Annotated in this window: 29 protein-coding genes; 13 read left to right on the top strand and 16 right to left on the bottom strand. The window is 39.1% G+C overall.

All coding sequences use genetic code 11. From position 1 onward, the window contains the following. Positions 1-94: 94 nt before the first annotated feature. Positions 95-1474, bottom strand: coding sequence for a dihydrolipoyl dehydrogenase (locus IAE20_RS15630; RefSeq protein WP_200482857.1), 1380 nt, complete (start codon positions 1472-1474; stop codon positions 95-97). A gap of 205 nt (positions 1475-1679) precedes the next feature. Here IAE20_RS15630 and IAE20_RS15625 point away from each other — a divergent pair, with 205 nt between their 5' ends. Next, positions 1680-6014: an Ig-like domain-containing protein gene (locus IAE20_RS15625; protein WP_200482858.1), complete on the top strand. Its 4335-nt coding sequence runs from the start codon at positions 1680-1682 to the stop codon at positions 6012-6014. 140 nt (positions 6015-6154) lie between these two features. On the opposite strand, the gene IAE20_RS15620 is transcribed toward IAE20_RS15625, so the two are convergent. Next, entirely contained in the window at positions 6155-6490 is a 336-nt protein-coding gene (locus IAE20_RS15620) for a TIGR01244 family sulfur transferase (protein ID WP_200461745.1), read from the bottom strand. A 125-nt stretch (positions 6491-6615) separates the two neighbouring features. Between IAE20_RS15620 and IAE20_RS15615 the strand changes: the two genes are divergently transcribed. The 4 genes from IAE20_RS15615 (at position 6616) to IAE20_RS15600 (ending at position 9005) form a co-directional block, all read left to right on the top strand. Continuing rightward, positions 6616-7512: an alpha/beta hydrolase gene (locus tag IAE20_RS15615; protein ID WP_200482859.1), complete on the top strand. Its 897-nt coding sequence runs from the start codon at positions 6616-6618 to the stop codon at positions 7510-7512. A gap of 1 nt (position 7513) precedes the next feature. Next, complete coding sequence (trxC, locus tag IAE20_RS15610) at positions 7514-7951, top strand: thioredoxin TrxC (protein WP_200482860.1); 438 nt, start codon at positions 7514-7516, stop codon at positions 7949-7951. Position 7952: 1 nt separating this feature from the next. Continuing rightward, a complete protein-coding gene (locus tag IAE20_RS15605; RefSeq protein ID WP_200461748.1) occupies positions 7953-8366 on the top strand; it encodes an acyl-CoA thioesterase in 414 nt (137 codons plus the stop codon). Between the two features lie 159 nt (positions 8367-8525). Further along, positions 8526-9005 carry a GAF domain-containing protein gene (locus tag IAE20_RS15600; protein WP_200482861.1) on the top strand — a complete coding sequence of 160 codons (480 nt, stop codon included), beginning with the start codon at positions 8526-8528 and terminating at the stop codon, positions 9003-9005. A 44-nt stretch (positions 9006-9049) separates the two neighbouring features. On the opposite strand, the gene IAE20_RS15595 is transcribed toward IAE20_RS15600, so the two are convergent. Then, the gene (locus tag IAE20_RS15595) at positions 9050-9544 is read right to left on the bottom strand and encodes a DUF4442 domain-containing protein (protein ID WP_200482862.1); all 495 of its coding nucleotides are present in this window, start codon (positions 9542-9544) and stop codon (positions 9050-9052) included. A gap of 33 nt (positions 9545-9577) precedes the next feature. Further along, positions 9578-10066, bottom strand: coding sequence for a YajQ family cyclic di-GMP-binding protein (locus IAE20_RS15590; protein ID WP_200461751.1), 489 nt, complete (start codon positions 10064-10066; stop codon positions 9578-9580). 91 nt (positions 10067-10157) lie between these two features. Here IAE20_RS15590 and IAE20_RS15585 point away from each other — a divergent pair, with 91 nt between their 5' ends. After that, positions 10158-10472: a rhodanese-like domain-containing protein gene (locus IAE20_RS15585; RefSeq protein WP_200482863.1), complete on the top strand. Its 315-nt coding sequence runs from the start codon at positions 10158-10160 to the stop codon at positions 10470-10472. 68 nt (positions 10473-10540) lie between these two features. Here the strand turns inward: IAE20_RS15585 and mnmC are convergent, their stop codons facing one another. The 4 genes from mnmC to IAE20_RS15565 are packed head-to-tail and all read right to left on the bottom strand — an operon-like array spanning position 10541 to position 13887. Beyond that, entirely contained in the window at positions 10541-12454 is a 1914-nt protein-coding gene (mnmC, locus tag IAE20_RS15580; RefSeq protein WP_200482864.1) for an FAD-dependent 5-carboxymethylaminomethyl-2-thiouridine(34) oxidoreductase MnmC, read from the bottom strand. A gap of 35 nt (positions 12455-12489) precedes the next feature. Then, on the bottom strand, positions 12490-12939 hold the full coding sequence (locus IAE20_RS15575; RefSeq protein WP_200461754.1) for a hypothetical protein: 450 nt from the start codon (positions 12937-12939) through the stop codon (positions 12490-12492). A 4-nt stretch (positions 12940-12943) separates the two neighbouring features. Further along, positions 12944-13246, bottom strand: coding sequence for a YciI family protein (locus tag IAE20_RS15570; RefSeq protein WP_200482865.1), 303 nt, complete (start codon positions 13244-13246; stop codon positions 12944-12946). 26 nt (positions 13247-13272) lie between these two features. Further along, positions 13273-13887 (bottom strand): septation protein IspZ, encoded by a 615-nt coding sequence (locus IAE20_RS15565; protein ID WP_200461756.1) that lies wholly within the window; start codon positions 13885-13887, stop codon positions 13273-13275. A 44-nt stretch (positions 13888-13931) separates the two neighbouring features. Between IAE20_RS15565 and IAE20_RS15560 the strand changes: the two genes are divergently transcribed. Beyond that, a complete protein-coding gene (locus IAE20_RS15560; protein ID WP_200482866.1) occupies positions 13932-14783 on the top strand; it encodes a PHP domain-containing protein in 852 nt (283 codons plus the stop codon). 28 nt (positions 14784-14811) lie between these two features. On the opposite strand, the gene IAE20_RS15555 is transcribed toward IAE20_RS15560, so the two are convergent. Further along, complete coding sequence (locus IAE20_RS15555) at positions 14812-15435, bottom strand: glutathione S-transferase family protein (RefSeq protein ID WP_200482867.1); 624 nt, start codon at positions 15433-15435, stop codon at positions 14812-14814. Between the two features lie 82 nt (positions 15436-15517). Further along, positions 15518-16372, bottom strand: a complete 855-nt coding sequence (locus IAE20_RS15550) for a bestrophin family protein (protein WP_320159818.1) — start codon at positions 16370-16372, stop codon at positions 15518-15520. Here IAE20_RS15550 and IAE20_RS16890 point away from each other — a divergent pair. Continuing rightward, the gene (locus IAE20_RS16890; RefSeq protein WP_265092553.1) at positions 16335-16457 is read left to right on the top strand and encodes a hypothetical protein; all 123 of its coding nucleotides are present in this window, start codon (positions 16335-16337) and stop codon (positions 16455-16457) included. The two genes, IAE20_RS15550 and IAE20_RS16890, sit on opposite strands and share 38 nt — an antisense overlap. A 46-nt stretch (positions 16458-16503) precedes the next feature. On the opposite strand, the gene radC is transcribed toward IAE20_RS16890, so the two are convergent. Further along, positions 16504-17193 (bottom strand): RadC family protein, encoded by a 690-nt coding sequence (radC, locus tag IAE20_RS15545; RefSeq protein WP_200461760.1) that lies wholly within the window; start codon positions 17191-17193, stop codon positions 16504-16506. A 114-nt stretch (positions 17194-17307) separates the two neighbouring features. Here radC and coaBC point away from each other — a divergent pair, with 114 nt between their 5' ends. Continuing rightward, entirely contained in the window at positions 17308-18564 is a 1257-nt protein-coding gene (coaBC, locus tag IAE20_RS15540; RefSeq protein WP_200461761.1) for a bifunctional phosphopantothenoylcysteine decarboxylase/phosphopantothenate--cysteine ligase CoaBC, read from the top strand. Positions 18565-18683: 119 nt separating this feature from the next. Continuing rightward, complete coding sequence (gene cybC / locus IAE20_RS15535) at positions 18684-19070, top strand: cytochrome b562 (protein ID WP_200461762.1); 387 nt, start codon at positions 18684-18686, stop codon at positions 19068-19070. 61 nt (positions 19071-19131) lie between these two features. On the opposite strand, the gene secB is transcribed toward cybC, so the two are convergent. From secB to rsgA, 4 genes are all read right to left on the bottom strand, one after another. Continuing rightward, positions 19132-19590, bottom strand: a complete 459-nt coding sequence (secB, locus tag IAE20_RS15530) for a protein-export chaperone SecB (RefSeq protein WP_200461763.1) — start codon at positions 19588-19590, stop codon at positions 19132-19134. 28 nt (positions 19591-19618) lie between these two features. Further along, the gene (gene grxC / locus IAE20_RS15525) at positions 19619-19876 is read right to left on the bottom strand and encodes a glutaredoxin 3 (protein ID WP_200461764.1); all 258 of its coding nucleotides are present in this window, start codon (positions 19874-19876) and stop codon (positions 19619-19621) included. Between the two features lie 10 nt (positions 19877-19886). After that, positions 19887-20303, bottom strand: coding sequence for a rhodanese-like domain-containing protein (locus tag IAE20_RS15520; RefSeq protein ID WP_200461765.1), 417 nt, complete (start codon positions 20301-20303; stop codon positions 19887-19889). A gap of 92 nt (positions 20304-20395) precedes the next feature. Beyond that, on the bottom strand, positions 20396-21454 hold the full coding sequence (gene rsgA / locus IAE20_RS15515) for a ribosome small subunit-dependent GTPase A (RefSeq protein ID WP_200461766.1): 1059 nt from the start codon (positions 21452-21454) through the stop codon (positions 20396-20398). Positions 21455-21575: 121 nt separating this feature from the next. Here rsgA and orn point away from each other — a divergent pair, with 121 nt between their 5' ends. The 3 genes from orn (at position 21576) to IAE20_RS15500 (ending at position 23972) form a co-directional block, all read left to right on the top strand. Beyond that, positions 21576-22127 carry an oligoribonuclease gene (gene orn, locus IAE20_RS15510; RefSeq protein WP_200482868.1) on the top strand — a complete coding sequence of 184 codons (552 nt, stop codon included), beginning with the start codon at positions 21576-21578 and terminating at the stop codon, positions 22125-22127. A 165-nt stretch (positions 22128-22292) separates the two neighbouring features. Beyond that, the gene (locus IAE20_RS15505) at positions 22293-23024 is read left to right on the top strand and encodes a Bax inhibitor-1/YccA family membrane protein (RefSeq protein WP_200461768.1); all 732 of its coding nucleotides are present in this window, start codon (positions 22293-22295) and stop codon (positions 23022-23024) included. A 144-nt stretch (positions 23025-23168) separates the two neighbouring features. Continuing rightward, entirely contained in the window at positions 23169-23972 is an 804-nt protein-coding gene (locus IAE20_RS15500; RefSeq protein WP_200461769.1) for an enoyl-ACP reductase, read from the top strand. Between the two features lie 193 nt (positions 23973-24165). Here IAE20_RS15500 and IAE20_RS15495 read toward each other — a convergent pair whose 3' ends face one another. Continuing rightward, on the bottom strand, positions 24166-25569 hold the full coding sequence (locus IAE20_RS15495) for an efflux transporter outer membrane subunit (RefSeq protein ID WP_200482869.1): 1404 nt from the start codon (positions 25567-25569) through the stop codon (positions 24166-24168). Positions 25570-25573 lie beyond the last annotated feature (4 nt).

The following is a 25573-nucleotide window of genomic DNA, read 5'->3' as shown; positions in this document are numbered from 1 at the left end:
AATAATTATGAAATGTTATTCAATCATATGGTTTGTGTAGGATATCGTTAAGGGCTATTTAAAGCCACGTTCTCATGACAAGTAATTCAGAAATTTATAATCTATTTAATTGACGATTAGCATGCTTAAATGCACTGCGTAAACCTTCTTCTAGCGTTGGATGATAATAAGGTTGCTCTAAAATTTCATCCAACGTAATTCCTGTACCAATCATCCAGCAAAGTAAATGTGCTAAATGTTCAGCTGAGTATATAAAGAGTTCAGCGCCTAGTAATTTTCGTGTTTTTTTATCGATATAAACTTCAGCCCCCCCTGTATTTTTACCTAAAACTAAAGCACGGCCTTGTTTTTCATAAGAAGCATAGCCAGTTACAAATTCAATATTTTTGTCTTGAAGCTGTTTGTAACTTTGCCCAACAATGGCCATCTCTGGAGAGCAAAAAACAATACCCAAAGGTGTTAAATTTTTGACGATTTTAACTTGTGGATAATCTAGGCAATTATGTACTAATTTTCGGCCCTCATGTGCTGCTTCATGTTGGAGAGGTGTGTCTGTATATGCATCTCCTGCAATAAATATAGGTAAATTTGCTAATTGTTTTGTTTGAGGATGAATGGGAAGCTTTTTTACATCACAAAATTGAGGATCAATTTTATCAAGATTTAAGGAGTCTAATAAACTGGTACGGCCTGTTGCATTTAATAAATAATCAAAATTTCCTATTTCTTCTTTTTTGTCGTATCGAAAATTTAACTCGACTCCTTGATCATTTATGCTTACTTTTGAAGGTAATGTTTCAAAATAAATAGCAAGCTCTTTAGAAAGCAGTTGCTGTGCTTGTTGTTGTAAATTTGGACTTGATAGAATTCCAATACGTTTACTACGTGCAAAAATAGCAGTTTTTACCCCTAATCTTGAAAAAGCTTGAGCCAATTCAATTGCAATCACTCCACTTCCGATGACTGCTAAAGAGGACGGAAGTTTTTTGAGTTCAAATATTTCATCTGAAGTAATAAAACGATCTTTTAGAATATTTTTCCATTCTTGGTTGACTATAGGTGTCGAACCAACTGCAAGAATGAAAGACTTAGCTTGGTAATGTTTTCCATTGACATCAACTGTATTGGAATTGATGAATCTGGCTTTTCCAGATAACTTATGCTGTTTTGGCCAACTTTGTACATCTTTAATGGTTGCTGTAGTAAAACGATCTCTTAATGCTTGGACATGTGACATTATATGAGAAGCGTTAAATGATGATTCAGTTGCAATTCCCACTTGATCAATATGCTGGCTATCATAAAGCCGGTTAGCGGAAGAAATGAGTATTTTACTTGGCATACAGCCGACACGAGCGCAAGTAGTATCCCATGGGCCGTCGTTAATGACTAAAATATTTTGGGTATATTTAACTGCTTCTTTGTATGCACTGATACCTGCTGTGCCTGCACCGATAATGATGAGATCGTACATATTAAATCCGAAAAAAATTTCTATTCATAATAAAAGAAAATAAAAATTTAATTAAAAAATCATTGGTCAAAATTGTTAATGAAAAGTTTTAGTAATTTGTGTCAGGATTAGATTGATAAATTATGTTAATTTGAGTAAATTTTCGTATAAAAGGCCATCCATGTTTTTTTGGTGGCAACATATATTATATAAAATGGAAAATACTATGACTTATTTAGCTAATTTGAGAAAATTAGGGGTTAAATCGACAGTTTTAGCATCATCTTTGGCATTAGTTGCTTGTGGTGGTGGCGGTAGCGATGGTTATTATAACCAATCTAGTAATAGTTCAAATAATAATAGTAATGGAGGAGGCAACAACTCTTCAACTGATAGCTCTACCGTAGCTGAAAGTATAGATATTAAATTAAAAGATTCAAATGGCATTGATCTTCAACAGGCAAATGATAATTCTGTTGTTCAAATTGCTGTGCAAGTGCTTAATGTTGATAAGGGTGGAATTGCTAATAAACAAGTTAGATTAGCAATTTCTGATAGTGATAACATTGGTGTAACAAGTAAAGCTTCTTTAGTTTCTACAGGTGATAATGGTATTGCAATATTTGAAATTAATGTTCCCACCCTTACAGCTTCGTCTGGAAAAGTGCAATTAACTGCTGTAGTTGATGGTACAACGATCAAGCAAAGTTATACATTAAATATTAAGAAAACCAGTACTATTGTTAGCGATTATAATCTTAATATTCAGCAAGGAGTGGTATTGAATTTACCACAAGGCTCTACGGATATTACTGCAACTGTGACAGATAAAAATGGTGGTATAAAAGCTGGAGAGTCTATTATTTTAACTCTTCCACTAGAAATGCAGGGAAAATTTTCTATAGCTACAGGTTCTAATGTTAGTACGGATAGTCAAGGAAAGGCAAAATTCACAATTGTCGCGAATTCTGATTTAAGTACTGATGAGATTCAGAAACTTGTATCTACATCCCAATCTTTGAGTTTTAAATTGATTGATGAGAATAAAGCAGAAAAAACAGTCTCTGGATCAATTACTTTTAAGGATATTTCTCAAGTTGTTCAAAAGCTTGAGTTAATTAAAGCAGATGCACCAATTGTTGCACAAAATGGAACAACGACTGTTAAAGTACGTGCCAAAAACAGTAATGATGTAGCTCTTGCAAATAAAAAAGTTAAACTTGTCTTCACAGATAAAAGTGATGCATATGGAGTGACTATTAACCAATCTGAAGCAATAACAGATGCAAATGGATATGCTTTATTTACATTGCAAGCAAATTCAAGTTATCCCGTTGCTTTGACTCAACAGGGCATTAATTTAAAAGCAATATATTCAGATAATGCAGAAATTTTTGCTCAAGACACAATTAGCGTTATTACAGCAGATACGAGTGCAATTGATCAGCTTGCTTTACAGCGTTTAGAAATTGCTTCTTCATATAAAATAAATGCTAAAAATGATCAGATTACGATTACAGTTAAAGGTATTAATAATAAAGGTGAAGCTGCAACTAAAGGCAAATTAACTTTAAGTTTGAACAGTGAAGCGACTTCAAACGGAGTTAGTTTCGATGGAAGCGCTGAGAAAGATTTTAGTACTGCAACAAATGGCTATATTACCTATACTTTACATACTAACGCTAAAACGGATGTCGCTGTTGCGGCTTTAGTTCAGGCAGGGATTACTGCAACGTTTAAGTCTGACAATAATTTAACAAGTGCTGTTCAAATTGCAGTTGAAGATGAAGAAAAATCTGAAGAAGGTGTTGGATATTTAGCAATAGACCCGATTAATAGTGCTTTTGATTATTCACAAGATCAGACTATTAACGTTAAGGTAAAAGCAATTGGGGTAAAAGGAAGTGCATTAAAAGGGGAAAATATTTCAGTGTCTCTTCCTGCATTGTCTACCGCAGAGCTTCAATCTTTAGGACTCAGTCTTACAGGTCAAGCATCCAAGAATACCGATGATACGGGGTATGCAACATTTGTTTATCAATATAAAGCCAATGGCAGTGATGTACAAAAACGACTTGTAGCCAATGGAATTCGTATTACGGCCCAATCAAATTCAAGCAATGCGCAACAAACTACCACTTTAAACTTTAAAGCCCCAACCGATCAAGGCACTATCGATTTAGATTATTTGAATGTAGATATGCCTGGAAGTATGGTATTAGCTTCGGGTGTTGAACAAACGCTACAAGTTGTTGTAAAAGCGACAGGGACGGATGGAAAGAATTTTACTGGTCAGAAAGTTGGAGTTGGTCTTAATGACGCCGCAATCAGCAATGGCGTGAGTTTTGTAAGTGCCTCAGCTCTTCAAACAGATGCGAATGGTATAGCTAAATTTGACTTAAAAGTGAAGGCCAATAATAACACTGAGCTTGCAAATCTTATTGCGAATGGTATTACTGTCGCGATTCAAGGGACACGTAAAGATGGTTCAGCCTATACTATTGCCCGTAAGATTGATATTAGCCAGCCAGCCGTGGTTATTCCTGATCTGGCAAACCTTAGCTTTAGTTATGAACCTACAGTTTCTGTATTGGGTGGTGAAGTGCAGGTAAAAGTCGTTGCTAAAGATGCAAACGGTAATACAATCGCTAATACGCCACTTGCGATAGCTCTATCAAATTTGGCTGGTTCTCGTGCATCTTTGTCTGATACAGCATTAACCACCAATAGTAAAGGTGAAGCTACATTCACAGTAAAAGTGGCTGAAGGTCAATACGATGCTAGCTTAATTAAAAATGGTATTGGTTTTGCGGTTGTAGGAACCAATCAAAATAATGGTGATCGTATTCAGCAAACGGGTAATATTCAAGTTGCCATTCCGAAAGATTCAGTCAATTTACGTTTAACTTCCGATATAACTTATTTGAGTTTAGGTAATTTGAATATAGGTAAAACATATCAGGTCAATGTTGCAGTTAAGGATGAATTGGGTGCAAATACAGGTTATCCAGTAAATTTATCTTTAAATCCTGAGGCTATTGCAGCAGGGGTCAAACTTAGTAATGATTCAGTCCTCACGTCTGCAAATGGAATGGTTTCTGTTTCAGTTATTATTCCTAAGGATATTGCTAATCCAGCAAAACAAGCTCTCATAGATAACGGAATCCAAGTTAAAGGATATATCACGAATCCTAAAGGCGAAAAGTTAGAGACTACAATTAATTTTACTGTTTTTGAAATGGTGAATCAGAATAGCCTTACAATCACGCCTGCAAAAACTAATTTAAGCGTTGAGGGTGATAGAGCGATTGTGACAGTCACCTTATTGGATAAGAATCATCAACCACTTAGAGACCAATCAGTAACATTAGCTGCAAATAATTCAGCGGGAATCATCATTGGTAATCCTGGCAGCAGTGCCTCTTCGAATACAAGTGGTGCACCGCAAACTTTAAAAACTGACTCAAATGGGAATGCTTTCTTTTCTGTTGGAGTAGATGGTAAGACAGTTGATGCAGATTTACTGATTGCCAGTGGTATCGAACTAGCTGCAACTTATACTGATGAAGATGGAGAGATTGCAACTCAGATTTCTCGTTTAAATGTTTTTAAGCCATCAACTCAACCAGCACGCTATTCATTACGTATTTCCTCTGCTAAACCAACGCTTAATGTTCGTAATGATACTTCAGATGTGACAGTCACATTGGTTGACCAAAATGGCGGTGGTGTAGCCAATCAGTATATAACGCTAGGTATTGATAATTTTAATATCAATGGAGCACTTATCGTAGGCCCATCAGGATTGACAACGGATGCAAATGGACAAGCTGTCTTCAAAATTAAGGTTGATGAAACAGCACGTAACATGAATTACAGTGCAGCTACTTTTGCAAACGATGATTTACGCTTAAATGCAAGTTTTAATGAGACTGGCTATCTCACTGCAACTCAAATTTCACGTATCGATATCGTACAAGCAGTAGTTGAAAATCCAGTAGCTTCTATTGTAATTGGGGTAAATCCAACGGAAGTGGGAACTTCAAGTGACGGGGTATATTACACACGTAATATGTCGGTTAGTGTAACAGATTTTGATGGAAAGCCTTTGGCAAAACAAGAAGTTGTAATGGATATTGCGCCCGTTTTTTATCTTAAAGGTAAATATTCTTGGGATCTAATTACAGATGCACTTGGAAATCAAAAAGAAGACTGGGTGATTCATCCAACAGCATACTGTCCTGTGAATGCATCAGGGTCACCGATTACAAATAATGAAGTAATCAATATTCCTGTGAAAGTCCCAACTTTCTTGGGGCAAGGTACGACTGCAACATATACGACAGACGCAGAAGGAAAATTTGATTTTGTAATTCGTTATCCAAAAATCTATGCACAGTGGCTCAATGTACAGATTGGCGCCTCTTCTACCGTTGCATCGCTTCCAAATCGGACAGTTTATAATCTAGGGCTAGCACCATTGAAGTCAGATTATAGTACTGACGGTAGCTATGGACCGAACTTAACAAGTCCATATGGTACCAATACAACGTGTCCATAAAATAAATATAAAAAAACAGCGCTTCGGCGCTGTTTTTTTATATTCCTGTTCCCACCATCACGCTGGCTGTAGGACGTACATTCATCGTGCTACAAGCAGTGAATGCCATACAAAAGCATACTAGGCTAAAACATAAAAATTTAGTCATCCAGTAAGTCCATTTGTTTAGCAAGCTGATACAAATTATTTGAACGGTTACCTGTGCGACAGAACATTAAAATCGGTTTTGGTAATTCATTATAATGATTGGCAAAAGTGCGGACATCCAACTCTGTAATTTGACCAGCAACGACAGGTTGATACACATAGTCCAGACCAGCGCTACGCGAAGCTTCTTCAATTTGTGCGCTGGTAGGTTGCTCTGGGCCACCTTCCAGATCTGGTCGATTATTAATGATGGATTTAAAGCCTTTTTCGACCACTTGTTCGACGTGTTCTGGGCCAATTTGACCTGCAAAACCAACATTATCCGTCATTTCGTCACTCCAAAATTTTAAAAAACGTTTATGCTGTATCATACCATTAAGCACCCTGTCACATTAAAGTGTGCTTTTAAAATATATAACTACCGATAACCAAAATATAACGCATTGGAGCGCGTATGCACGCTTATACAGTTGAGCCGCTGTATGTCCCTATTGGTCAAGAGACCATTGCTGCAGATTTCTATCGTCCAAAATCAGATAGAAAGCCTGCTGTGATTATTATGGCGCATGAATTTGCTGCATTACGTCAGTTTAAACTTATTCAATATGCTCAAAAGTTTGCTCAGGCTGGATATGCAGTTGTATTATTTGATTATCGTTATTGGGGTGGAAGCACGGGAAAACCGAGAGAACTTGTTTCTCTTAAGGATCAACTCGAAGACTGGAAAACAGTTATTCAATATATGAGTGGTTGTAAGTTGGTTGATCAGCGGCGTATTGTACTTTGGGGAACGGGGTTGAGTGGGGGCTATGTGCTTAATCTTGCAAGTGAATTAAAAAATATTTCTTCAATTATGGTACAAGTTCCTTTTGTGGATGGCGCTGAAACTGCCAAGATTTATCCTATTCAGCAATTACCAAAGGCTTTAAAGCAATCAAGTCAGGATTATATGGGTTCAAAAGTAGGATTAAACCCTAGGACACTCCCTGTAGTCGCACAGCAACAACTTTCATTTTTCCCCACGAATGATAGTTATCAGGGGTATTTATCCATTGTAAACCCTGACTATTATTGGAGTGGAGAGGTTCCAGCCCGTGCATTATTTCAGCTGATTCGCTATCGGCCTATACAAAATGTTAGAGAAATTAATATCCCCGTTTTATTGATTGTAGCAAAACAAGATAGTCTGGTTCCAATTGACTCTAGCCGGGAAGCTGCAACCAATATTGCGCCTTTTGTGACTTATCATGAATGGGATATGTATCATTTTGATATTTATCATGGAAAATGGTTTGAAAAAGCAGTAGCAACCCAATTAGAATTTTTACATCAATATACTGGAGTGGCGTAATATGATTATCGTTTGTCCAAGCTGTCGTGCTAAAAATCGGGTTCCAGAAGAAAAACTAAGTGCAGATCCCAAATGTGGTCAATGCCATGCCGCTCTTATTCCATTAGCACCGATCGAATTGAACGAGCAAAATTTTAGTCATTATGTCAGCAACAGTGATTTACCTATCTTGATTGATTTATGGGCGGACTGGTGTGGTCCATGCAAAATGATGGCACCACATTTTGCTCAGGTTGCGGCAAAGAATCCCCATGTTATTTTTGCCAAAATCGATACAGAAGCTTCACCACGTTTAAGTCAGGCTTTCCATGTTCGTAGCATTCCCACTCTAGTTTTGATGAATAAGACCAAGGAAATTGGTAGAATAAGTGGCGCGCTTCGATCCAGTGAATTACAGCAGTGGCTGGATCAGCAATTACAAGCCCAAGCTCGGAGTTAATGTGTCAGAATCTCTCAAAAAGCCTGAAGGAACTTTATCCCTTCAAACCATTGCAATGCCTGCCGATACCAACTGGAGTGGTGATGTTTTTGGCGGCTGGATTGTCTCACAAATGGATTTGGCTGGAGCAATTCATGCAGAGCGTTTCAGTAAGGGACGTTGTGCGACCATTTCGATTAATCAGATGACTTTTTTAGTTCCCGTTAAAGTGGGTGATGTGATTAGTTGCTATACCAAAATTTTGAGGGTGGGAAATACTTCTATTCAAATGCAGATTGAAGTTTGGGATAGCCATGACGATTCGCGTCCTGCTAAACAGGTCACGGAAGGTGTTTTTACTTTTGTGGCGGTGGATGTAAAAGGAAATAAACGTGTTATTCCCGAAGAAGTGAAGCAAAAATTTCTGGCCGCTTAAGCTGCTTTAAAAATTGTTATTGGTAAAAAATCCAGCACCTAGGCTGGATTTTTTATGGGTTCGAGTTGAACTAAAAATATTCAATTATTTACTTTTCATATAAATTACTAAAACTCATATTATTTCATCCGCTACAATGTTTTGATTTGGATCATGATCATGGCAGAAGAATTATCATTACAACAAGGTGATAAAGCTGAACAATATCAGGGATTAATTCCACAAATTCAAGCAATTGTGGCAGATGAAAGTGATACGATTGCTAATCTTGCCAATATCTGTGCTGCGCTGAAACAACAATTTGACTGGTTTTGGATTGGGTTTTATCTGGTGAGAGAGAATGAATTGCTATTGGGACCATTTCAGGGGCCAATCGCCTGTACTCGTATTGCAAAAGGACGGGGAGTATGTGGTACAGCATGGCAGCAAAAGCAGCTCATTATCGTCCCAGATGTGGACCAGTTTCCAGGACATATTGCTTGTAGCTCAGCCTCAAAGTCTGAAATTGTTTTGCCGATAATGCTAGGGGGGGGATGTGTTGCAGTGTTGGATATTGATAGTGATGTATTAAATAGCTTTGATGAAGTAGATGCTTACTATTTAAAAGAAGTGGTTTCTATCGTTGAAGATTTTATTTAATCGTTTTAAAAAATAAAGCCCAGATCAACTCTGGGCCTAGTCATTTATTTTACGCGTTTAGGTAACCAAGCCCACAACATTTCACAATGAATTGGTTCATTACCGCCATCATCCATCACTGTGACAGGGATAAGTAATTCTCCCTTTTCATTGTCACCAATAAATTTTTGTTGTTCAGATGATAAAGTTGCGGTTGCGGTTAAACCACCTTGTACCACTTTTAAATAATCGACATGTAACGATTTGATCAGCAAAATTCGATTATCAGGTATATGTAATCCTGTTAGAAAACCCGTCGCAGTTTCAGCTAATAGCGCCATTGCAGCTGCATGTACACCTTTAATATGATTTTGCATATTGCGCTGATTTTCCAGACGTACGATAACATGATCCTGATCGACTTCCAGATAACGAATATTGGCTGTTCCAACCATGGGCACGATACGGCCAAACGCTTTACTCCAAAGCGTACTACGAATACTTTTCGGAAATTTTGACGTGGCTTTCACCAGTTTTGATAAGCGATTGGCCTGTGACATAGTGCATCCTGTGTAAAAATAACAGCGCTGAAATTAATCTTTAAAGTTATTAAACTGTAATGGAATTCCAAATTGCTGTTCACGTAAAAAAGCCATGACTTGTTGTAAAGTGTCACGCTTTTTATCGGTCACGCGAATTTTGTCTCCCTGAATAGAAGATTGCACTTTGATGCCACTTTCTTTAATGGCTTTATTAATTTTTTTTGCAGTATCTGAGTCAAGTCCATCTTTTAGTTTAATTACTTGTACTACGTGCTTCCCTGAAGCTGTTGCTTTTTGCGGGTCTAATGCTTGTACATCAATTTTACGTTTATAAAAGTGATTTTCCAGCATGTTATAGACCTGTTCACATTGGAAATCACTTTCTGTACTAATTTTAATCTCTTTAGATTTTTCATTGAGTTCAATGGAAACATCCTGTCCACGAAAATCAAAACGTGTTGCAATCTCTTTTTGGGTATTTTGAACAGCGTGATTGACTTCAAATAACTCTAATTCAGAGACAATATCGAAAGATGGCATAACATAGACCTTTGCAAAGTGAAAGAATATCTGAGATGCTAGGGATGTTTTCTTCATTTGCCAAGTGTTGTTTACATCAAAGGAGTGCGCAATGATCCGTAAACAAGAAATTACGACATTTGAGTTCCCAGAAAATGCCATTATCTGGGATGTCCGTGACGCAAAATCATATGCTGAAGGGCATGTTAAAGGTGCGATAAATCAACCGATTAATGATTTAAAGGCCGATAGTCTGACTCAGGTGGCTGCGGATCAGCCAATTTATATTCTATGTGGTGGTGGCAGTAAAGCACCTCGCGCGGCAGAATTACTTGATGGTTTTGATGCTGAACGGGAATATGTCATTTTGATGGGTGGAACCCGTGCTGCAAAAGATGCTGGTTTGCCTTTAGAACAGGGCAACTGATAAAAAAGCACCTTCGGGTGCTTTTTTATTGTAGTGTCATTATAAACATTAACCTCATTATGAGTGTGTTATAAAGAACAATCGGATGATTCACTCGGCAAAGATGAAGTTCCAAAATAGGGTTTTTTGACTTTAAGTTTTTTGAAAAAACGACGCGGATTTAGTTTTTGCAATAAAGGGGCGGGAATGGGACAAGCCTCATGTAACATCAATGCAGCCAACACTTCACTACAAAGCGGTGCAAATAAAAATCCTTTAGAACCTAAGCCAGCAAAAGTAAATATTTTAGAATTTTCCTCAACTTGACCAAGTAAAGGAAAATAATCAGCACTTTGTGCACGGATTGAAGCACGTCCTTGCCAAACAGTGGGATCAGGCAATTGTTCAGCATATTCTGGAAATACGCCGTGGATTAAATCAAAGTTATGCACATGGTCTTTTGATAATACATCGTCATCTTCCCGATTGGGAGAAAAGGATGCTCCCAAAATTAGATGTTCAGAATCGAGCTGCATACAATAGCCCCCATAACTGTAAGCTTGATCGTTGCTCAAGAGATTGTTGCTGTTATTAAGCCAACTGACTTGACCTCGTATAGGCTTGAGGTTGGGATAATGCACAAATAAATTCTGACTGGCTTTGGCGCAACAAACCACCACTTGATCTGCTTGGATTAAATGTTCTTGATCCCGTATCAACTGAATCTTTTCGTTATCGCTGAGTAATTGGCTAACTCTTGCGATTTTAAGCTGAATATTGGGATGTTGCAGAATTTGGTCACGTAATTGGTGCGGTACAACAGCACCTGCTTGAGTCAGCTTTAAGCTAGAATATGCGGTAGTAAGGGTACTTTCTTTTGCGGTCTGTGCTTGTAATACTCCTGCTGGATATTGTTCGGCTAGACGAAGTAACTCTTCTGGATTTTTCTGTGCGAGTTGGTTGACCTGAATTGCACGGAACGCCTTAAATTTTGGATAAAAATTTAGAGCATACTGCCATGTTAGAGTCATCAAATGATGATGTGCCTGTTCAATCGGACACAGTTTGGGATTCAGCAACGCCAAGGGATTACCGGATGCGCCTGAAAGTGGCTTATCTTGATCATAGATTGTGATTTGATGACCACGTTGAGCAAGAGTCCATGCAACCGTTAAACCCGCGATTCCTGCGCCAATAATCGCAATTTGCTGCGGTTCCAATGAAGAGGTAAGCTCATGACCTTCTATTGGGGGCATTATTTTTTCAGACTGATTCCATCTGGCTTTTAGCATTTCACGTTTATGACCAAAACCTTTGGGTCTGGAAATCGTAATACCATGCTTTTTCAGACCACGTTTAAGTACTCCCGCAACACTAAATGATGCAAAAGTCGTCCCGATATCTGAAAGTCGTACAAGATGATTTAAAACATTTTCTTCCCAGAGTTCGGGATTGCATGAAGGCGCAAATCCATCCAGAAACCATGCATCAACTGCTTTGGTTTTTTCAATCACTGGAAAAACATCATGTGCATCACCTAGCCAGAGATCCAGACTAAAACGTTCTGTAGGAAAGCTCAAACGATGACAGCCTGCGATGGGCAGGGGATACTGTGCGATTAATTGATCTGCAAGAGGTTTGAGTTCAGGCCATGCATTTAATGCACGAATCAAATCGGTTTTGCTTAAAGGATATTTCTCAACACTCATCACATGTAAATGGCTATGATTATCTGACCGTACTTGTTGCCAAAGTTGCCACAACGTTAAAATATTTAAACCAGTCCCAAAACCTGTTTCACCAATACAGAAATACTGAAAAGGTTGTAATTGACTTAAACGTGTATTTAGATCATTGCCATTTAAAAAGACATGTCGGGTTTCAAGTAAACCATTGGCTTTGGAGAAATAAACATCACCAAACTGTCTGGAAATTGGAATATCAATACCATCGACACATTCCCAATCCAGTTCAGCTGTTTGGATACCCGTAGATGCTGTCACCTGAAAAACCTTTAAAATTTATTCAAGTAATGATTTTACCATTGGCGACGGCGTTTGGTATGAATATAACTAGCAATCAAAAATCCAAGGAGTACGCCCACGCCCATAGTTGCCCCACCATACAGGAACATTTGGGCACTACGCTCACTTTGTAAGACTTGAACTTGAACCAGCAAATTATCATTTTTTAATTGTAATTCCTGATTTTGAGTCAAAGCATCCAGATTAGCCTGTTCCAGTTGTTTGAGTCGTCCAGCCTGATCTTTGACGAGTGCTTTAATTTTCGCATCCTGCTCTGCTTTGGCTTTTGCGATTTGTTCAGCAGTTAAAGGCTTGGTTGAAACTGGATTTGGCTCAGTCGTAACAGCAGCATTGGTAGTGACTGTCGATGTTGTCAGCGCAGGTGCCGCCGGCACAGGTTCAACAGCCCATGCGGTTGAGCAGAGTAGTGATAATACAATAAGCGTTTTCGGCATAGCGGACATATTCTTACTCTTTCGGAAACGCTTTATTAAATGACTTGACTTCAATTTTTCCATAAACACCTTCTAGCAAAAAAGGTTCATCTTTGAGCCATGTATCCAGTGCTTCACGGTTGTCAAAATCAACAATAATGGTGCTGCCATAAAAACCAGCTTGTGGGTTAGTAGGATCCTTTGGCATGGCACCTGCCACAATTAGACGGCCTTCGTCATCCAGTTTTTGTAGTCGTTCAATATGTTGAGGGCGAATGGCTAAACGTTTTTCTAAGGTTCCGTCATTGTCGGTACAGGTGACTACAAATAATGGCATGGTCGATCTCAGTCTTTAGGTGATTTTTAGGCATCGGGTGATTTAAAGTATTTACGTAATACAATAAACTGAATAATGATAAAGGAAAACATGACAATCATGTCACCGAAAGCCGTAAATTCACCCCAATATTTACCGTGCATGAAAATAAATGCAAAAAAGCAATGCAATAACGACATTACAATAAACATGGCAGCCCAAGCAAAGTTCAGGTTTTTCCAGCCTTGAACGGTTAATTCGAAAATAGGGCCAAATAAACGTTGAATCAATGGTTTGCCATCTTTACTAAAGAACGGTGAAAGCAAAAAAGCGCCTGCAAAAATTAGATTGAGAATGACGGCCTTTAAACGAATATAAAAATCATCACTTAACATAAGGGTAATACCGCCAAAAATCACTGTCATAAACAACACAATCCATTGTTGTTTTTCCAGACGAAATTTTTGTGTAACAAATAATCCCCCATAAATAATCAGCATGGAAATAATCAGACCTGTCGTAGCGACTAGAATATTATTGTTATCCACCCCCCCAGCAGAACCAATCAATTGTAAGAGCGGATGGTGTGTATCTTTGGGATCGACGGTTTTATATAAATAAAAGAAAATAATGAGGGGCACAAAGTCTAAAAGTGCTTTCATGTTAGAGTATCTAAACTGGATCAACGAAGTGGCATAGTATAAAGATGCAAGGCATAGATTTACATACACATAGCAATATTTCTGATGGAACTTTGTCACCAGATGCGTTGGTCAAATCAGCGGTTGATTGTGGTATTCACATGCTGGCCTTGACGGATCACGACACTATGGATGGTCTTGAACAGGTCAGAGAAACCGCTCAACACTATGATATTCAAATTATTTCTGGTGTAGAAATCTCCAGTCAATGGTCGCGTCCAGCCACTAAAAAAAGTTATGGTGTACATATTGTAGCGCTGGATATGCAGCAACCTGAACCTTTGCTTGATGCACTTGCGATACAAAAAAAGATTCGTGCAGAACGTGCCAAACAAATCTGTTACTTACTCAAAGGCTGTATAGGGCAAGATATTTATGAAGATGTACTTGCTCAAGTGGATAATGAGGCTGATCGAATTACCCGGACACATATTGCTAAAACATTGGTTGAAAAAGGAATAGTGTCACGTCCACAACAGGCTTTTGATCGATTTATAAAAGAAGGAAAACGTGCTTTTGTGAAGTTTGATGGTTTGAGTTTGGAAGATACCATTCAAATTATTCATCAAAGTCAGGGCTATGCGGTTTTGGCACATCCCACCCGTTATGACTTATCGGCAACGAATGTTCGTTATTTAATTGAGCTATTTGCTGAACTCAAAGGTGATGCGATCGAGTTGCCCCCAAATATTGAGTCTTTATCGACCCGGCAAATGGTAGACCGAATGATTGAACAACTCGATTTAAAAGTATCTATTGGCAGTGATTTTCATGGAGACAATATGCCTTGGATTAAATTAGGAAATACTCCTGTACCGAGGACAGAGCAACAGGGAATTTGGGAAAGTTTTCGTTAATTTTTTAAATCAACACGAAATTTGATGATTAGTTTTGACCATTATTTCCCCAACGCATAAAAGCCGCTCTCCGACTTAATAATTCATAATAGGCTTTAATATTTGGACAGTCGGGCTTATCAAATGGCGTTAAATACCAACGTTGAACCGATAGACCGATAACAATATCTGCCAAAGAAAACTCAGCGCCGATGACATACGCCTGAGTTTTAGCTAACTGTTGTTCTAATATGAGCATCATTGCATTCCATGATTCAACACTTTGAGCAATTTTTTGAGAATCTTGATGTTCAGGAGAATGTCGAATGAAATGCATAAGGGCATATACCCAACTATTATTGAGTTCGATTCCTTGCCAGTCGATCCATTGGTCAATCAAAGCACGTTTTCGAGGGTCAGTTGGGTAGAGCTTCTCACCCACATAGGCATTGGCCAAATAACGCAGGATTGAGTTGGATTGCCAGAGAACAAAGTCGTCATCTATCAAAACAGGAATTGTTGCATTAGGATTACGTGCCAGAAATTCAGCTTGCTTAGGAGATTGAAAGCCACGTCCCCAATCTTCGCGTTGATAACCTAAATTCAGTTCATCACAGACCCAAAGGATTTTGCGCACATTAATTGAATCTGCTCGCCCTAGTATTTTGATCACATCTTTTCCTTGTTTTTGATTGTAATAATAGGTGGCTAAAGTAGTTTGTTGTCATAAAATTGAGTAATTAGTTGACTCACTACTAAAGTAAATTATGATCTTGTGCCTGAATCGGAGGTGGGGTGGGCTTGCCCAAGGTTCCTAATAATTCAATTTCAATCAAACGTACCATCGAGTCCAAAGGCAAGTCATTGCTTTGGGTGCCAAATGGCTCCTCAATTTCTGTACTCAATGCATCCAAACCTAAAAAGGTATAGGTCAAAATCCCGACCAATAACGGTGTACCTAAGCCTAAAATTGGACCAACGCTAAAAGGTAACATGAAACAGAAAAAGAAAACGGTACGATTCAGTAAGACTGAATAGGCGAAAGGAATAGGAGTATTGGCAATGCGGTCACAACCCGTTTGTACCAAACTAAGTTCGGCGACATAGCGATTCAACTGCGTGTAAATAATATCACTGATTTCACCTTCTTTGAGTGATTGCATTAATTCCCATTGAATCAGGCTGAGCGTATATTGTGGCGCATTATGTTGTTGATAAAGTTGAGTCAATGCCTGTTGGCTCATTCCTGTGGTTTCTGTAAGTTCAGTAGGATGGGCGGTTTGATGCCGCAAACGATCACGAAGAGTATTGGCAAAAACAATAACATGCTGAATCACACGTTCACGGCGGCCTTGAGGAAGAATACGGCAATCACGATCAAAATGTCGTGCATTGGCGATCAAAGCTCCCCATAGTTTACGACCTTCCCACCAGCGGTCATAACAGGCACTATTTTTGAAGCCCAAAAAAATAGAAAGAACCACACCAATCAGAGTAAAACCAACCAAAGGTAGTTCTGGAAAATGATAAATCTGCGTATATTCAAGCCCACCCACAATAGCGGAGAGCAGCATGACTACTCCAAGCGCGGGTAAAATTTTGGGTAAAATTGTTCCGCGCCAAGAAAACAGTAATTTTATGATATCGGTTTGGTCACGTACAATCATGGTTCAGCAGGCATTTAATTTTTTATGATCTTTACCACTTGGTCAGGCTTTGTCAATATCATGGTGGCATGATTTTATAAATTGAACAATTGTTGCTCAGCAAATGAAAAAGTCGCATGTCTAGCCACAATAATATGATCAATAAGCTCGATTTCTACGCTTTCACAAGCATGTTTTAATTGCTGTGTCATTTCAATATCTGCGCGGGACGGTTGCACGTCTCCGAAAGGATGATTATGTGCGATCACGATGCAACTGGCATGCTGTTGAATAGCATAACGTAAAGTCTGTTTAATCGATATATTGCAAAAATTAGTTGAACCAAAAAATAATTTCTTAAAATGTAACTTGCGTAACTGACTATCTAAACACAATACCGCAAAGACTTCTTGAGTTTCACCTTGTAGTTCATAACGTAAATAGTCCAGCACCAGTTGTGATGAATCCAGATTTAAATTGTCTTGATGAAAATGATTATTGAGATAACGCCTACCGAGTTCCTTGACTGCCATCAATTGCGAATATTTAGTAGCGCCCATGCCATGGAACTGGCAGAGTTCTTCTTGTGATGCATCAAAAACTGGATTAAGAGAACCAAAATGTTGAATTAGAAGTCTAGCCAGTTCAACAGCAGAATGTTGTCTAGAACCTGAACGTAGAAAAATTGCCAATAACTCGGCATCGGAGAGACTGCTTGCACCTTGTTCCAATAGTCGTTCACGAGGTCGTTCTTGTTGTGGCCATAATTTAATCGGTTTATTCATTATAAAAGTCACTTATATCGATTGTTTTAGTTCTGATTTTCATAGCCAATTACTTGGGTATGCGCGTATTTAATGCTATTGTGAGCGCCACTGCAACAGAAAGGTAAGCTGTTCGTGAGCTTCGATTTAAGTGTTATTCCTCATAAAAACATTATTCTAGCGGTTACTGGTGGTATTGCGGCCTATAAGAGTGCCATTATTGTCCGCCGTTTAAAAGATTATGGATTTGATGTACGTGTAGTCATGACTCATGGTGCACAGGCATTTATTACTCCTTTAACTTTTCAGGCTCTTTCGGGTAATCCTGTACATACCGAATTGCTGGATCCTGAAGCCGAAGCAGGAATGGGGCATATTGAATTGGCGCGGTGGGCTGATTTAGTTTTGGTCGCGCCTGCAAGCTGCGATACTCTGGCAAAATTTGCGCATGGTTTAGCAGATGATTTACTCAGTACATTGTATCTTGCGACTAAAGCGCCAGTTTGGGTTGCGCCTGCTATGAATCAGCAAATGTGGGCAGCGAAAGCGACACAGCGTAATTTACAAACATTGGTGGAAGATGGCATTCATGTGATTATGCCAGATGCCGGTTCACAAGCGTGTGGAGATGTCGGTTTGGGGCGTATGCCTGAGCCTGAACAGTTGGCCTACCAAGTCCGTGAATATTTCCATAAAGCGCAACGTGCCATCGCAGAAAAATTTGGTTTATTGGCAGGTAAGCATGTCGTGATTACTGCTGGACCTACACGAGAAGCGATTGATCCAGTCCGTTACATCTCAAATCATAGTACAGGGAAAATGGGATTCTCTCTCGCTGCGGCATGCTATGCGGCTGGGGCTAAAGTGACCTTAATTGCTGGACCTGTGACGCTGGATACCCCAAATGGAGTGAAACGTGTCAATGTTGCTTCAGCTGTGCAAATGCTGGATGTGAGTATGCAAATGCTAGATGAAGGTTGTGATATTTTTATCGCGACTGCTGCGGTGGCCGATTACCGCGTAGCTCAGGTGGCAGAACAAAAAATTAAAAAAGCAGGTGATGAGTTAGCAGTTTCTCTGATAAAAAATCCTGATATTGTTGCTACTATTGCTCAACAACAACAGCGCCCATTTATGGTTGGTTTCGCTGCGGAAACTCAAAATGTTGAAGAATATGCAGCGGCAAAACTTGTCGCCAAAAAACTAGATATGATTGCTTGTAACGATGTATCACGTAAGGATATCGGTTTTGCATCCGATGAAAATGCCATGACTGTATTTTTTGCACAAAGTTACCATATGAAAAAACGTGAACTTGAAAAAGCATCTAAGCAGGAAATTTCACAGCAATTGGTCGACGCAATTGCAGATGCATTAAAACGCAAGATTTAAATTGCCTGTTTTAAGGTTGATGGATTTGAGACAAAGCTCCAACAAAAGGAGCTTTTTCTTTTTTTTAAATCTGGTTATGTTTAAGCAGTCAAATGATTGACTACATAGGAAATGCACCGATGAAAAAAGTATGGTTCAGTGCATTGTTTCTAGGTTGTTTTGGATTTAGCCACCTTGCGACGGCAGCGACTTTACACGACAACATGGTAACAATTGCAACAGCATATGCAGATTTTAATAAATCAACCAACGGTAATGATGCTAATTCTGCGCTCACAAAAATGCGGTTAGCAGCGCTTGATTCTAAAAAATCCAAACCAAATAAATTAAAAAATCAGCCAGATAATAGTGCTGAGGTTAAAGCATATCAGGCTGGACTTGATCAACTTGTTGCCGAAATTGATAAAACTTCTGGCTTGGTCAAGGACAATCAATTAGCTCAGGCGAAAGTAGAGGCTAAAAACTTACTAGATATTCGCAATGAAAATCACAAAAAATTTAAATGATGGGTAAGTAAATACTAGGCACAAAAAAACCACCTTTTTGGTGGTTTTTTTGAGTTGACGATTACGCCTGACCTTCAGCAACGGTTGCTTGAGCACGTTCCATATTGGCTTCAAATTCAGCATCAAAGTTGATTGGTGTTAACAACAATTGAGGGAAACTGCCTTTTGTAACCATATCATTAACTGCTTCACGTAAGAACGGGAACAGAATGTTTGGGCAATAAGCGCCCAAAATGTATGGAAGACGTTCTTCTTCAATATTTTCAATCAAGAAAATACCTGCTTGAGTGACATCTACAATAAACGCAGTCTCGCCATCATTATTGGCTTGAACCACTACTTTCAATGACACTTCAAAGTGAGTTGGATCAACTTTTTCAGCAGAAGATGAAAGATTGATATTTAACTCTGGTTGCCATTGCTTAGTAAATACCTGTGCCCCAGGAACCTCAAATGAAATGTCTTTGGTATAAAGACGTTCTAAAGCGAGTTGTGGTTGAGTTTGTTGTTCTTCACTCATTCTTTTTTCCTTAACAATTTAAGCGAGTTTAGGCCAGTAATGGGTCGAGTTTACCATCACGCTCTAAAGCGTAAAGCTGGTCAAAACCACCAATAAACTGATCATTAATAAAAATTTGAGGCACAGTACGGTGGTTGGTGCGTTGCATCAATTCAACACGTACTTCAGGTGCTTCTTTGGATAAATTAATTTCTTTATACTCAACGCCTTTACGCTCAAGAAGCTGTTTTGCACGGACACAATACGGACACATTGTGGTCGAGTAAATCGTGATATTTGCAGACATAAATTTCTCCTTAAGCTTTGGCTTTGCTTTTTACCAGTGGCAGGCCTTGTGCTTTCCAATTGCTAATTCCGCCATCGAGACGATAACTATCAGAATGACCTACTTTTTGCAGGGCACTCCCTGCAACCTGACCTAAATTACAAATGAATACCAATGGGCGATCACTTGATTTTAACTCATCAACATGGCTTGTCAGTTGGCTATAAGGGATATTACGGCTACCGCTGATATGACCTTCACGAAAATCACCTGCATCACGTAGATCAATCAATTGGGCATTTTTAGCTTTCACTAAAATTCCAAGTGATTGTGGTGAAATCTTGCGGCCGTTACGTTGCCCTTCAAAGACAAAGAACAAAACGATTAAAACAGCAAGTATTCCAAACAAAAAGGGGTGATTCCCCATAAACTCCAACCAGCGTTCCACAAGTCACCTAATTAAGCTCAAAATTGACGTAGAGTATAGCTCATATACATGGTGATCAAAATCACCAGTTCAAGGGTAATTTTGCGAGAAAATTAACTTTTTTGTTGCGCATCCTGAATTTCCTCATTTAAACGTAAATAACTTTCCAGACGACGCGGTAAAATTTCACCTGCTGCAACCGCGGCTTTAAGTGCACATTGTTTTTCATGAGTATGAGTGCAATTACGGAATTGACAATGACCCAGATGTGCCGCAATTTCTGGAAAACCTTCACGAATTTTGTCGGCATTTAAATGCCAGAGTCCAAATTCACGTATTCCTGGCGAGTCGATCAATGCACCATTTTTACCGAAGCGAATTAAACGAGTTGATGTCGTCGTATGTTGCCCCAAAGCCGAGTTTTCTGAAATGACATTGGTCTTTTGCTCTGCATCTGGCACGATGGCATTAATTAATGAGCTTTTACCGACACCAGATTGCCCTACAAAAGCGACTGTTTCACCATCAAGACGTTCGCGTAAAGCAGATAAATCGCCTTTAGCCTGACAAATCAGACTTTCATAGCCCAAGGTTTTATATTCATCTAGCAACGTTAAAATTGGATCATTGTCTTTAAGTAAATCAGATTTATTGAGCACTAAAAGTGCAGGAATATTGGCATCTGCACAGGCAACCAAATAGCGATCAATCAGACTAGGGGCAGGTTCGGGTAAAGGGGCAATTACAATTACAATCAGGCTAATATTCGCTGCCACGGGCTTGACCTTATGATAGCGATCTGGGCGAGTCAGTAAGGATTTACGTGGGTGAATTGCCGTAATAATGCCTAAACCTGTATTGGGATCGGCTTGCCATTTCACCCGATCACCTGTAACCAAAAGTTCAAGATTGGTGCGAGTATGACAACGCCAGACGCTACCGATGTCTATCGGTTTCCAAAAAGGTTCGGGTTCCCCTTCAGCAACAACTGGTTTTTCAGAATGCGGTTCCTGAACAGATAAGGCCTGTACTTCAAGCTGACGACCATAGTGCTGCACGACCAAGCCTTCCAGATCATTAGACGTATCAACCTCTTCTTGTCGTGCTTTATGTTGTTTGTCTATGCGGCGTTGCTGTTGCTCGGTTAAGCGCCGTTTACGAATTAGAGCCATTCATTCCTAAAACCCACTGTTTGAGGTGGCAAAAATAGCATGAACTGACTATGGAATTACAGCCAAGATGCAATAAATTTGCTACTATTGATGTTTTTCAAGCTTTTAAGATTTCATATTCATGAGCAGCACATTAGATACACGGTTAATCTGGATCGACCTTGAAATGACGGGTTTAGATACAGACAATGACCAAATTATTGAAGTTGCAACAATTATTACAGATGATCATTTAAATATCTTGGCAGAAGGCCCTGTTTTAGCGGTGCATCAGCCAGATCGTATTTTAAATGCTATGGATGAATGGAACACGCGCCAACATGGACAATCTGGCTTGATTGAACGTGTACGCCGTAGCAAGCTAACCGCTCAGGATGCGGAACAACAAACGCTTGAGTTTCTAAAAAAATGGGTCAGCCCCAAAAGTTCACCGATGTGTGGTAACTCTATTTGTCAGGATCGTCGTTTCTTGCATCGTCTCATGCCTGAAATGGAACAGTTTTTTCATTATCGTAATTTGGATGTATCAAGTGTTAAAGAACTCGCTAAACGCTGGCGTCCAGAAATTATGAGTGGTTTGAAAAAAAATGCCTCACATTTGGCGATGGATGACATACGTGATTCAATTGCTGAGCTGAAATACTATCGCGAATACTTTTTCATTAAAAATTAAAAAAATTACGAGAGAATTGAGCCAAGTAATCAGAGGTGTTTTATCACCTCTTTTTACAGTTTTCACTAAACGTTGTTACAAAAACAAATTTTTGCGACATTGGTTTTTTATAAAACGCCCTTACAATGTTTATATGATTAATTTTATTAAAACAATGAGATAAGTATGCAAAGTAATAACCCAATTTTAACTCGGGTTGAAACCTATAGTGACTTTAGTCAGTCCATGACGGTTGCTGGAGCGGTACAAAAATCAATTGGTTTAACGATTATTGCTGCCATTACAGGTTTAGCCTTGTTCTTTTATTGTGCTCTGACCATGAATGTTGCGCTTGCTTCTGCAGCCACATGGGTAGGGGCAATCGGTGGTTTGATTTTGGCTTTGGTTGCGACCTTTAAGTCTTCAAAAGCACCCGTATTGGCTGTTCCTTATGCTTTATTTGAAGGTGCATTTCTAGGTGGTATTTCGTTTATGTTTCAGGCGAAATTTCCAGGTGCGCCGTTACAGGCTTTATTAGCAACATTTGTGACCACATTGGTGATGTTTGGCTTATATAAGTTCCAGATTGTCCGTGCGACTGAGAAATTCAAAGCCGTTGTCATGTCTGCCACCATTGCAATTGCAATTGTATTTGTTGTCCAATTGGTCATGAGTTTAGCTTTTTCTTCTGCTATTCCTTATATTTTTGAAAGTAATTGGCTCGGTATTGGGTTTGCAGCATTTGTAGCGGTGATTGCGTCACTCAATCTGATTCTTGATTTCGACTTGATCGAATCTGCAGCAGCACAACATGCCCCTAAATCTTTTGAATGGGTCTGTGGTATTGCTTTATTGTCTACTTTGGTCTGGATGTATATTTCTTTCTTGCGTTTGATTGGTATTTTGTCGAATGACTAAAATCGGCATTTGAGTCTAAGTCTATAAAAAATCGTTCTAAATAGAGCGATTTTTTTATGAACATGCAAAAAAGGCGCATTATGCAATTTCGCAAAGGCTAGAAGCTTGGCATTATGCATATAAATTTTTTCAGGTGAGTTACCCATGGCACAAGGACTATTAGCTGGTAAACGTTTTTTGATTGCTGGTATTGCAAGTAAATTATCAATCGCTTTTGGTATTGCGCAAGCATTGCATCGTGAAGGTGCAGAACTGGCGTTTACTTATCCCAATGAAAAATTAAAAAAACGTGTTGATGAATTCGCAGCACAATTTGGTTCATCACTGGTATTTCCTTGTGATGTTGGTGTAGACGCTGAAATTGAACATACCTTTGTAGAGTTGGCAAAGCATTGGGATGGTTTGGATGGTGTTGTCCATTCAATTGGCTTTGCACCCGCACATACATTGGATGGTGATTTTACTGATGTGACAGATCGCGAAGGTTTCCGTATTGCACATGACATTAGTGCTTATAGCTTCGTGGCAATGGCACGTGCAGCCAAACCTTTATTACAAGTTCGTCAGGGCTGTTTATTGACTTTGACTTATCAAGGTTCTGAACGTGTTATGCCAAATTACAATGTTATGGGTATGGCAAAAGCATCACTGGAAGCGGGTGTGCGTTACTTAGCTTCAAGTTTGGGTGTCGATGGCATTCGTGTAAATGCGATCTCAGCAGGCCCAATTCGTACTTTAGCGGCATCAGGAATTAAATCATTCCGTAAAATGCTTGATGCTAATGAAAAGATTTCTCCATTGAAACGCAATGTCACTATTGAAGAAGTTGGTAATGCGGCATTATTCCTATGTTCACCTTGGGCTTCAGGGATTACAGGTGAGATTATGTATGTTGATGCTGGCTTTAATACAGTGGGCATGAGTGCATCAATGATGGATGATGAATAAAATATTATTCATAAAATAAAAAAAATGATGCTTCGGCATCATTTTTTATTTGATCTGGATTTTTAAATAAAATCATATTTTTCAGGTCAGTACTCTTTAGCAGAGTTTATTTTTAACCCTAAAAAAGCACCCTTCAAATTAGAATAAAAATATTCAGTTTTTCGGGTGCAGCAGATCGAGTGATTTATCAAGGTTAAGGTAATTGCTGTATAGGCGAACCACCTAATGCTTGCATCAATGTGAGATAGGCATTGTATTGACTCTGTTTAGTATTGACCAAACTTAATCGTGCAGAACGGGTGGTTTCTTGTTGATCCAGTACATTTTTTAAGGCTACTGCACCATTACGGTAACGGACATCCGTTAAACGCTCGGCTTTTTCTGCAAGTTCAAGATTACGCTGTTGTAGTTGCACTTGTTTATCTAACTCTGTACGTGCCGAAAGTGCATTTTCCACATCAGCAAATGCCTGATACAAAGTCTGACGATATTGAATAATTGCTTTTTCATAATCCAACTGGCTGATTGCAATATTTTTTTTCATATCATTATATTGCAGAAAAGGTAAGCTAAGACTGGCACCCAAAGTCAGGGCAGGGTTCTTAATCAGCTCAGTCAAGGATGTACTACTCGAACCTAGATTTCCTGTCAGGTTAATAGAAGGATAGTAGCTTGCAGTAGTGGCATCTTTGGTGGCTAAACTTTCACGTAAACGAAGTTCAGATGCTTTTAAGTCAGGACGGCGTGACAGAATATCAGCAGGCAAACCCGCTGCAATTTGCGGTAGGCTAACTTGCGGCAGACGTTGGGGTTCTTGTAAATTTAATTGCTGTAGAGGAATATGTAACAACACGGCAATGGCAGTACGCGTTTCCACCAAACTTTGCTGAATTTGACTTAAATTGGCTTTTTGACTTTGTACTGATTGCTCCGCTTGAGTCAGGTCCAAGCCTGAAACGGCACCTGCTTTATATTGGCTATTTACCAAACTGTACAATTTCTCAGAGGTTGCTAAACTTTGTTTAGCTGTCGCAAGACTCTCATTTAGATAAGCCAATTGCCAATACAATTTCGCCGTGGTTCCAATCAGAGTTTGAGCTGTTGCCTGTAAATCTTGCTCAGTCGCTAGAGCTTCCCATTTAGATGCTTCGGTTTGACGTGCCAGTTTACCAAATAAATCGAGTTCATAACTGACTCCTGCACTTAAAGAGAGTCCCTGTGAGTTGTCATCACCGGAGTTAAGGTCAATCTGATGTCCCGCAGAAACGCCTGAACTTACTCTAGGACCTTGTTGATCAGCTGCTAGTCCAGCTTTTAAACGTGCCTGTTGAATTGCGATGCCCGCAACCGCAAGATCAGTATTTTTTGCAATCACCTGATCTATCAGTTGATTAAGTTGTTGATCACCAAATAATGTCCACCAACGGTCTGCATAGCTGTCATATGCAGCATTTTTATTTGCTTGATCATATTGGAATTGCTGAGGCGTTTGGATCGCCGGAGCCTGATAGGGTGTTTTAACAACAGCAGCACAGCCCACTAATGTCGATGACGCAATCAATAAAGCACATAAAGCGGTTAATTTAAATGATGGCATAATG

Origin of the sequence: Acinetobacter sp. S54 (assembly GCF_016624945.1) — a bacterium.
Taxonomy (GTDB): Bacteria; Pseudomonadota; Gammaproteobacteria; order Pseudomonadales; family Moraxellaceae; genus Acinetobacter.
This window is presented reverse-complemented; position numbering and strand designations above follow the sequence as displayed.

Excerpts from the sequence above, each read along its gene's own strand:
- IAE20_RS15630 (WP_200482857.1), bottom strand. The coding sequence starts at position 1,474 with ATGTACGATCTCATCATTATCGGTGCAGGCACAGCAGGTATCAGTGCA.
- IAE20_RS15625 (WP_200482858.1), top strand. The coding sequence starts at position 1,680 with ATGACTTATTTAGCTAATTTGAGAAAATTAGGGGTTAAATCGACAGTT.
- IAE20_RS15620 (WP_200461745.1), bottom strand. The coding sequence starts at position 6,490 with ATGACGGATAATGTTGGTTTTGCAGGTCAAATTGGCCCAGAACACGTC.
- IAE20_RS15615 (WP_200482859.1), top strand. The coding sequence starts at position 6,616 with ATGCACGCTTATACAGTTGAGCCGCTGTATGTCCCTATTGGTCAAGAG.
- trxC (WP_200482860.1), top strand. The coding sequence starts at position 7,514 with ATGATTATCGTTTGTCCAAGCTGTCGTGCTAAAAATCGGGTTCCAGAA.
- IAE20_RS15600 (WP_200482861.1), top strand. The coding sequence starts at position 8,526 with ATGGCAGAAGAATTATCATTACAACAAGGTGATAAAGCTGAACAATAT.
- IAE20_RS15595 (WP_200482862.1), bottom strand. The coding sequence starts at position 9,544 with ATGTCACAGGCCAATCGCTTATCAAAACTGGTGAAAGCCACGTCAAAA.
- IAE20_RS15590 (WP_200461751.1), bottom strand. The coding sequence starts at position 10,066 with ATGCCATCTTTCGATATTGTCTCTGAATTAGAGTTATTTGAAGTCAAT.
- IAE20_RS15585 (WP_200482863.1), top strand. The coding sequence starts at position 10,158 with ATGATCCGTAAACAAGAAATTACGACATTTGAGTTCCCAGAAAATGCC.
- IAE20_RS15575 (WP_200461754.1), bottom strand. The coding sequence starts at position 12,939 with ATGTCCGCTATGCCGAAAACGCTTATTGTATTATCACTACTCTGCTCA.
- IAE20_RS15570 (WP_200482865.1), bottom strand. The coding sequence starts at position 13,246 with ATGCCATTATTTGTAGTCACCTGTACCGACAATGACGGAACCTTAGAA.
- IAE20_RS15565 (WP_200461756.1), bottom strand. The coding sequence starts at position 13,887 with ATGAAAGCACTTTTAGACTTTGTGCCCCTCATTATTTTCTTTTATTTA.
- IAE20_RS15560 (WP_200482866.1), top strand. The coding sequence starts at position 13,932 with ATGCAAGGCATAGATTTACATACACATAGCAATATTTCTGATGGAACT.
- IAE20_RS16890 (WP_265092553.1), top strand. The coding sequence starts at position 16,335 with ATGACTACTCCAAGCGCGGGTAAAATTTTGGGTAAAATTGTTCCGCGC.
- radC (WP_200461760.1), bottom strand. The coding sequence starts at position 17,193 with ATGAATAAACCGATTAAATTATGGCCACAACAAGAACGACCTCGTGAA.
- cybC (WP_200461762.1), top strand. The coding sequence starts at position 18,684 with ATGAAAAAAGTATGGTTCAGTGCATTGTTTCTAGGTTGTTTTGGATTT.
- secB (WP_200461763.1), bottom strand. The coding sequence starts at position 19,590 with ATGAGTGAAGAACAACAAACTCAACCACAACTCGCTTTAGAACGTCTT.
- grxC (WP_200461764.1), bottom strand. The coding sequence starts at position 19,876 with ATGTCTGCAAATATCACGATTTACTCGACCACAATGTGTCCGTATTGT.
- rsgA (WP_200461766.1), bottom strand. The coding sequence starts at position 21,454 with ATGGCTCTAATTCGTAAACGGCGCTTAACCGAGCAACAGCAACGCCGC.
- orn (WP_200482868.1), top strand. The coding sequence starts at position 21,576 with ATGAGCAGCACATTAGATACACGGTTAATCTGGATCGACCTTGAAATG.
- IAE20_RS15505 (WP_200461768.1), top strand. The coding sequence starts at position 22,293 with ATGCAAAGTAATAACCCAATTTTAACTCGGGTTGAAACCTATAGTGAC.
- IAE20_RS15500 (WP_200461769.1), top strand. The coding sequence starts at position 23,169 with ATGGCACAAGGACTATTAGCTGGTAAACGTTTTTTGATTGCTGGTATT.
- IAE20_RS15495 (WP_200482869.1), bottom strand. The coding sequence starts at position 25,569 with ATGCCATCATTTAAATTAACCGCTTTATGTGCTTTATTGATTGCGTCA.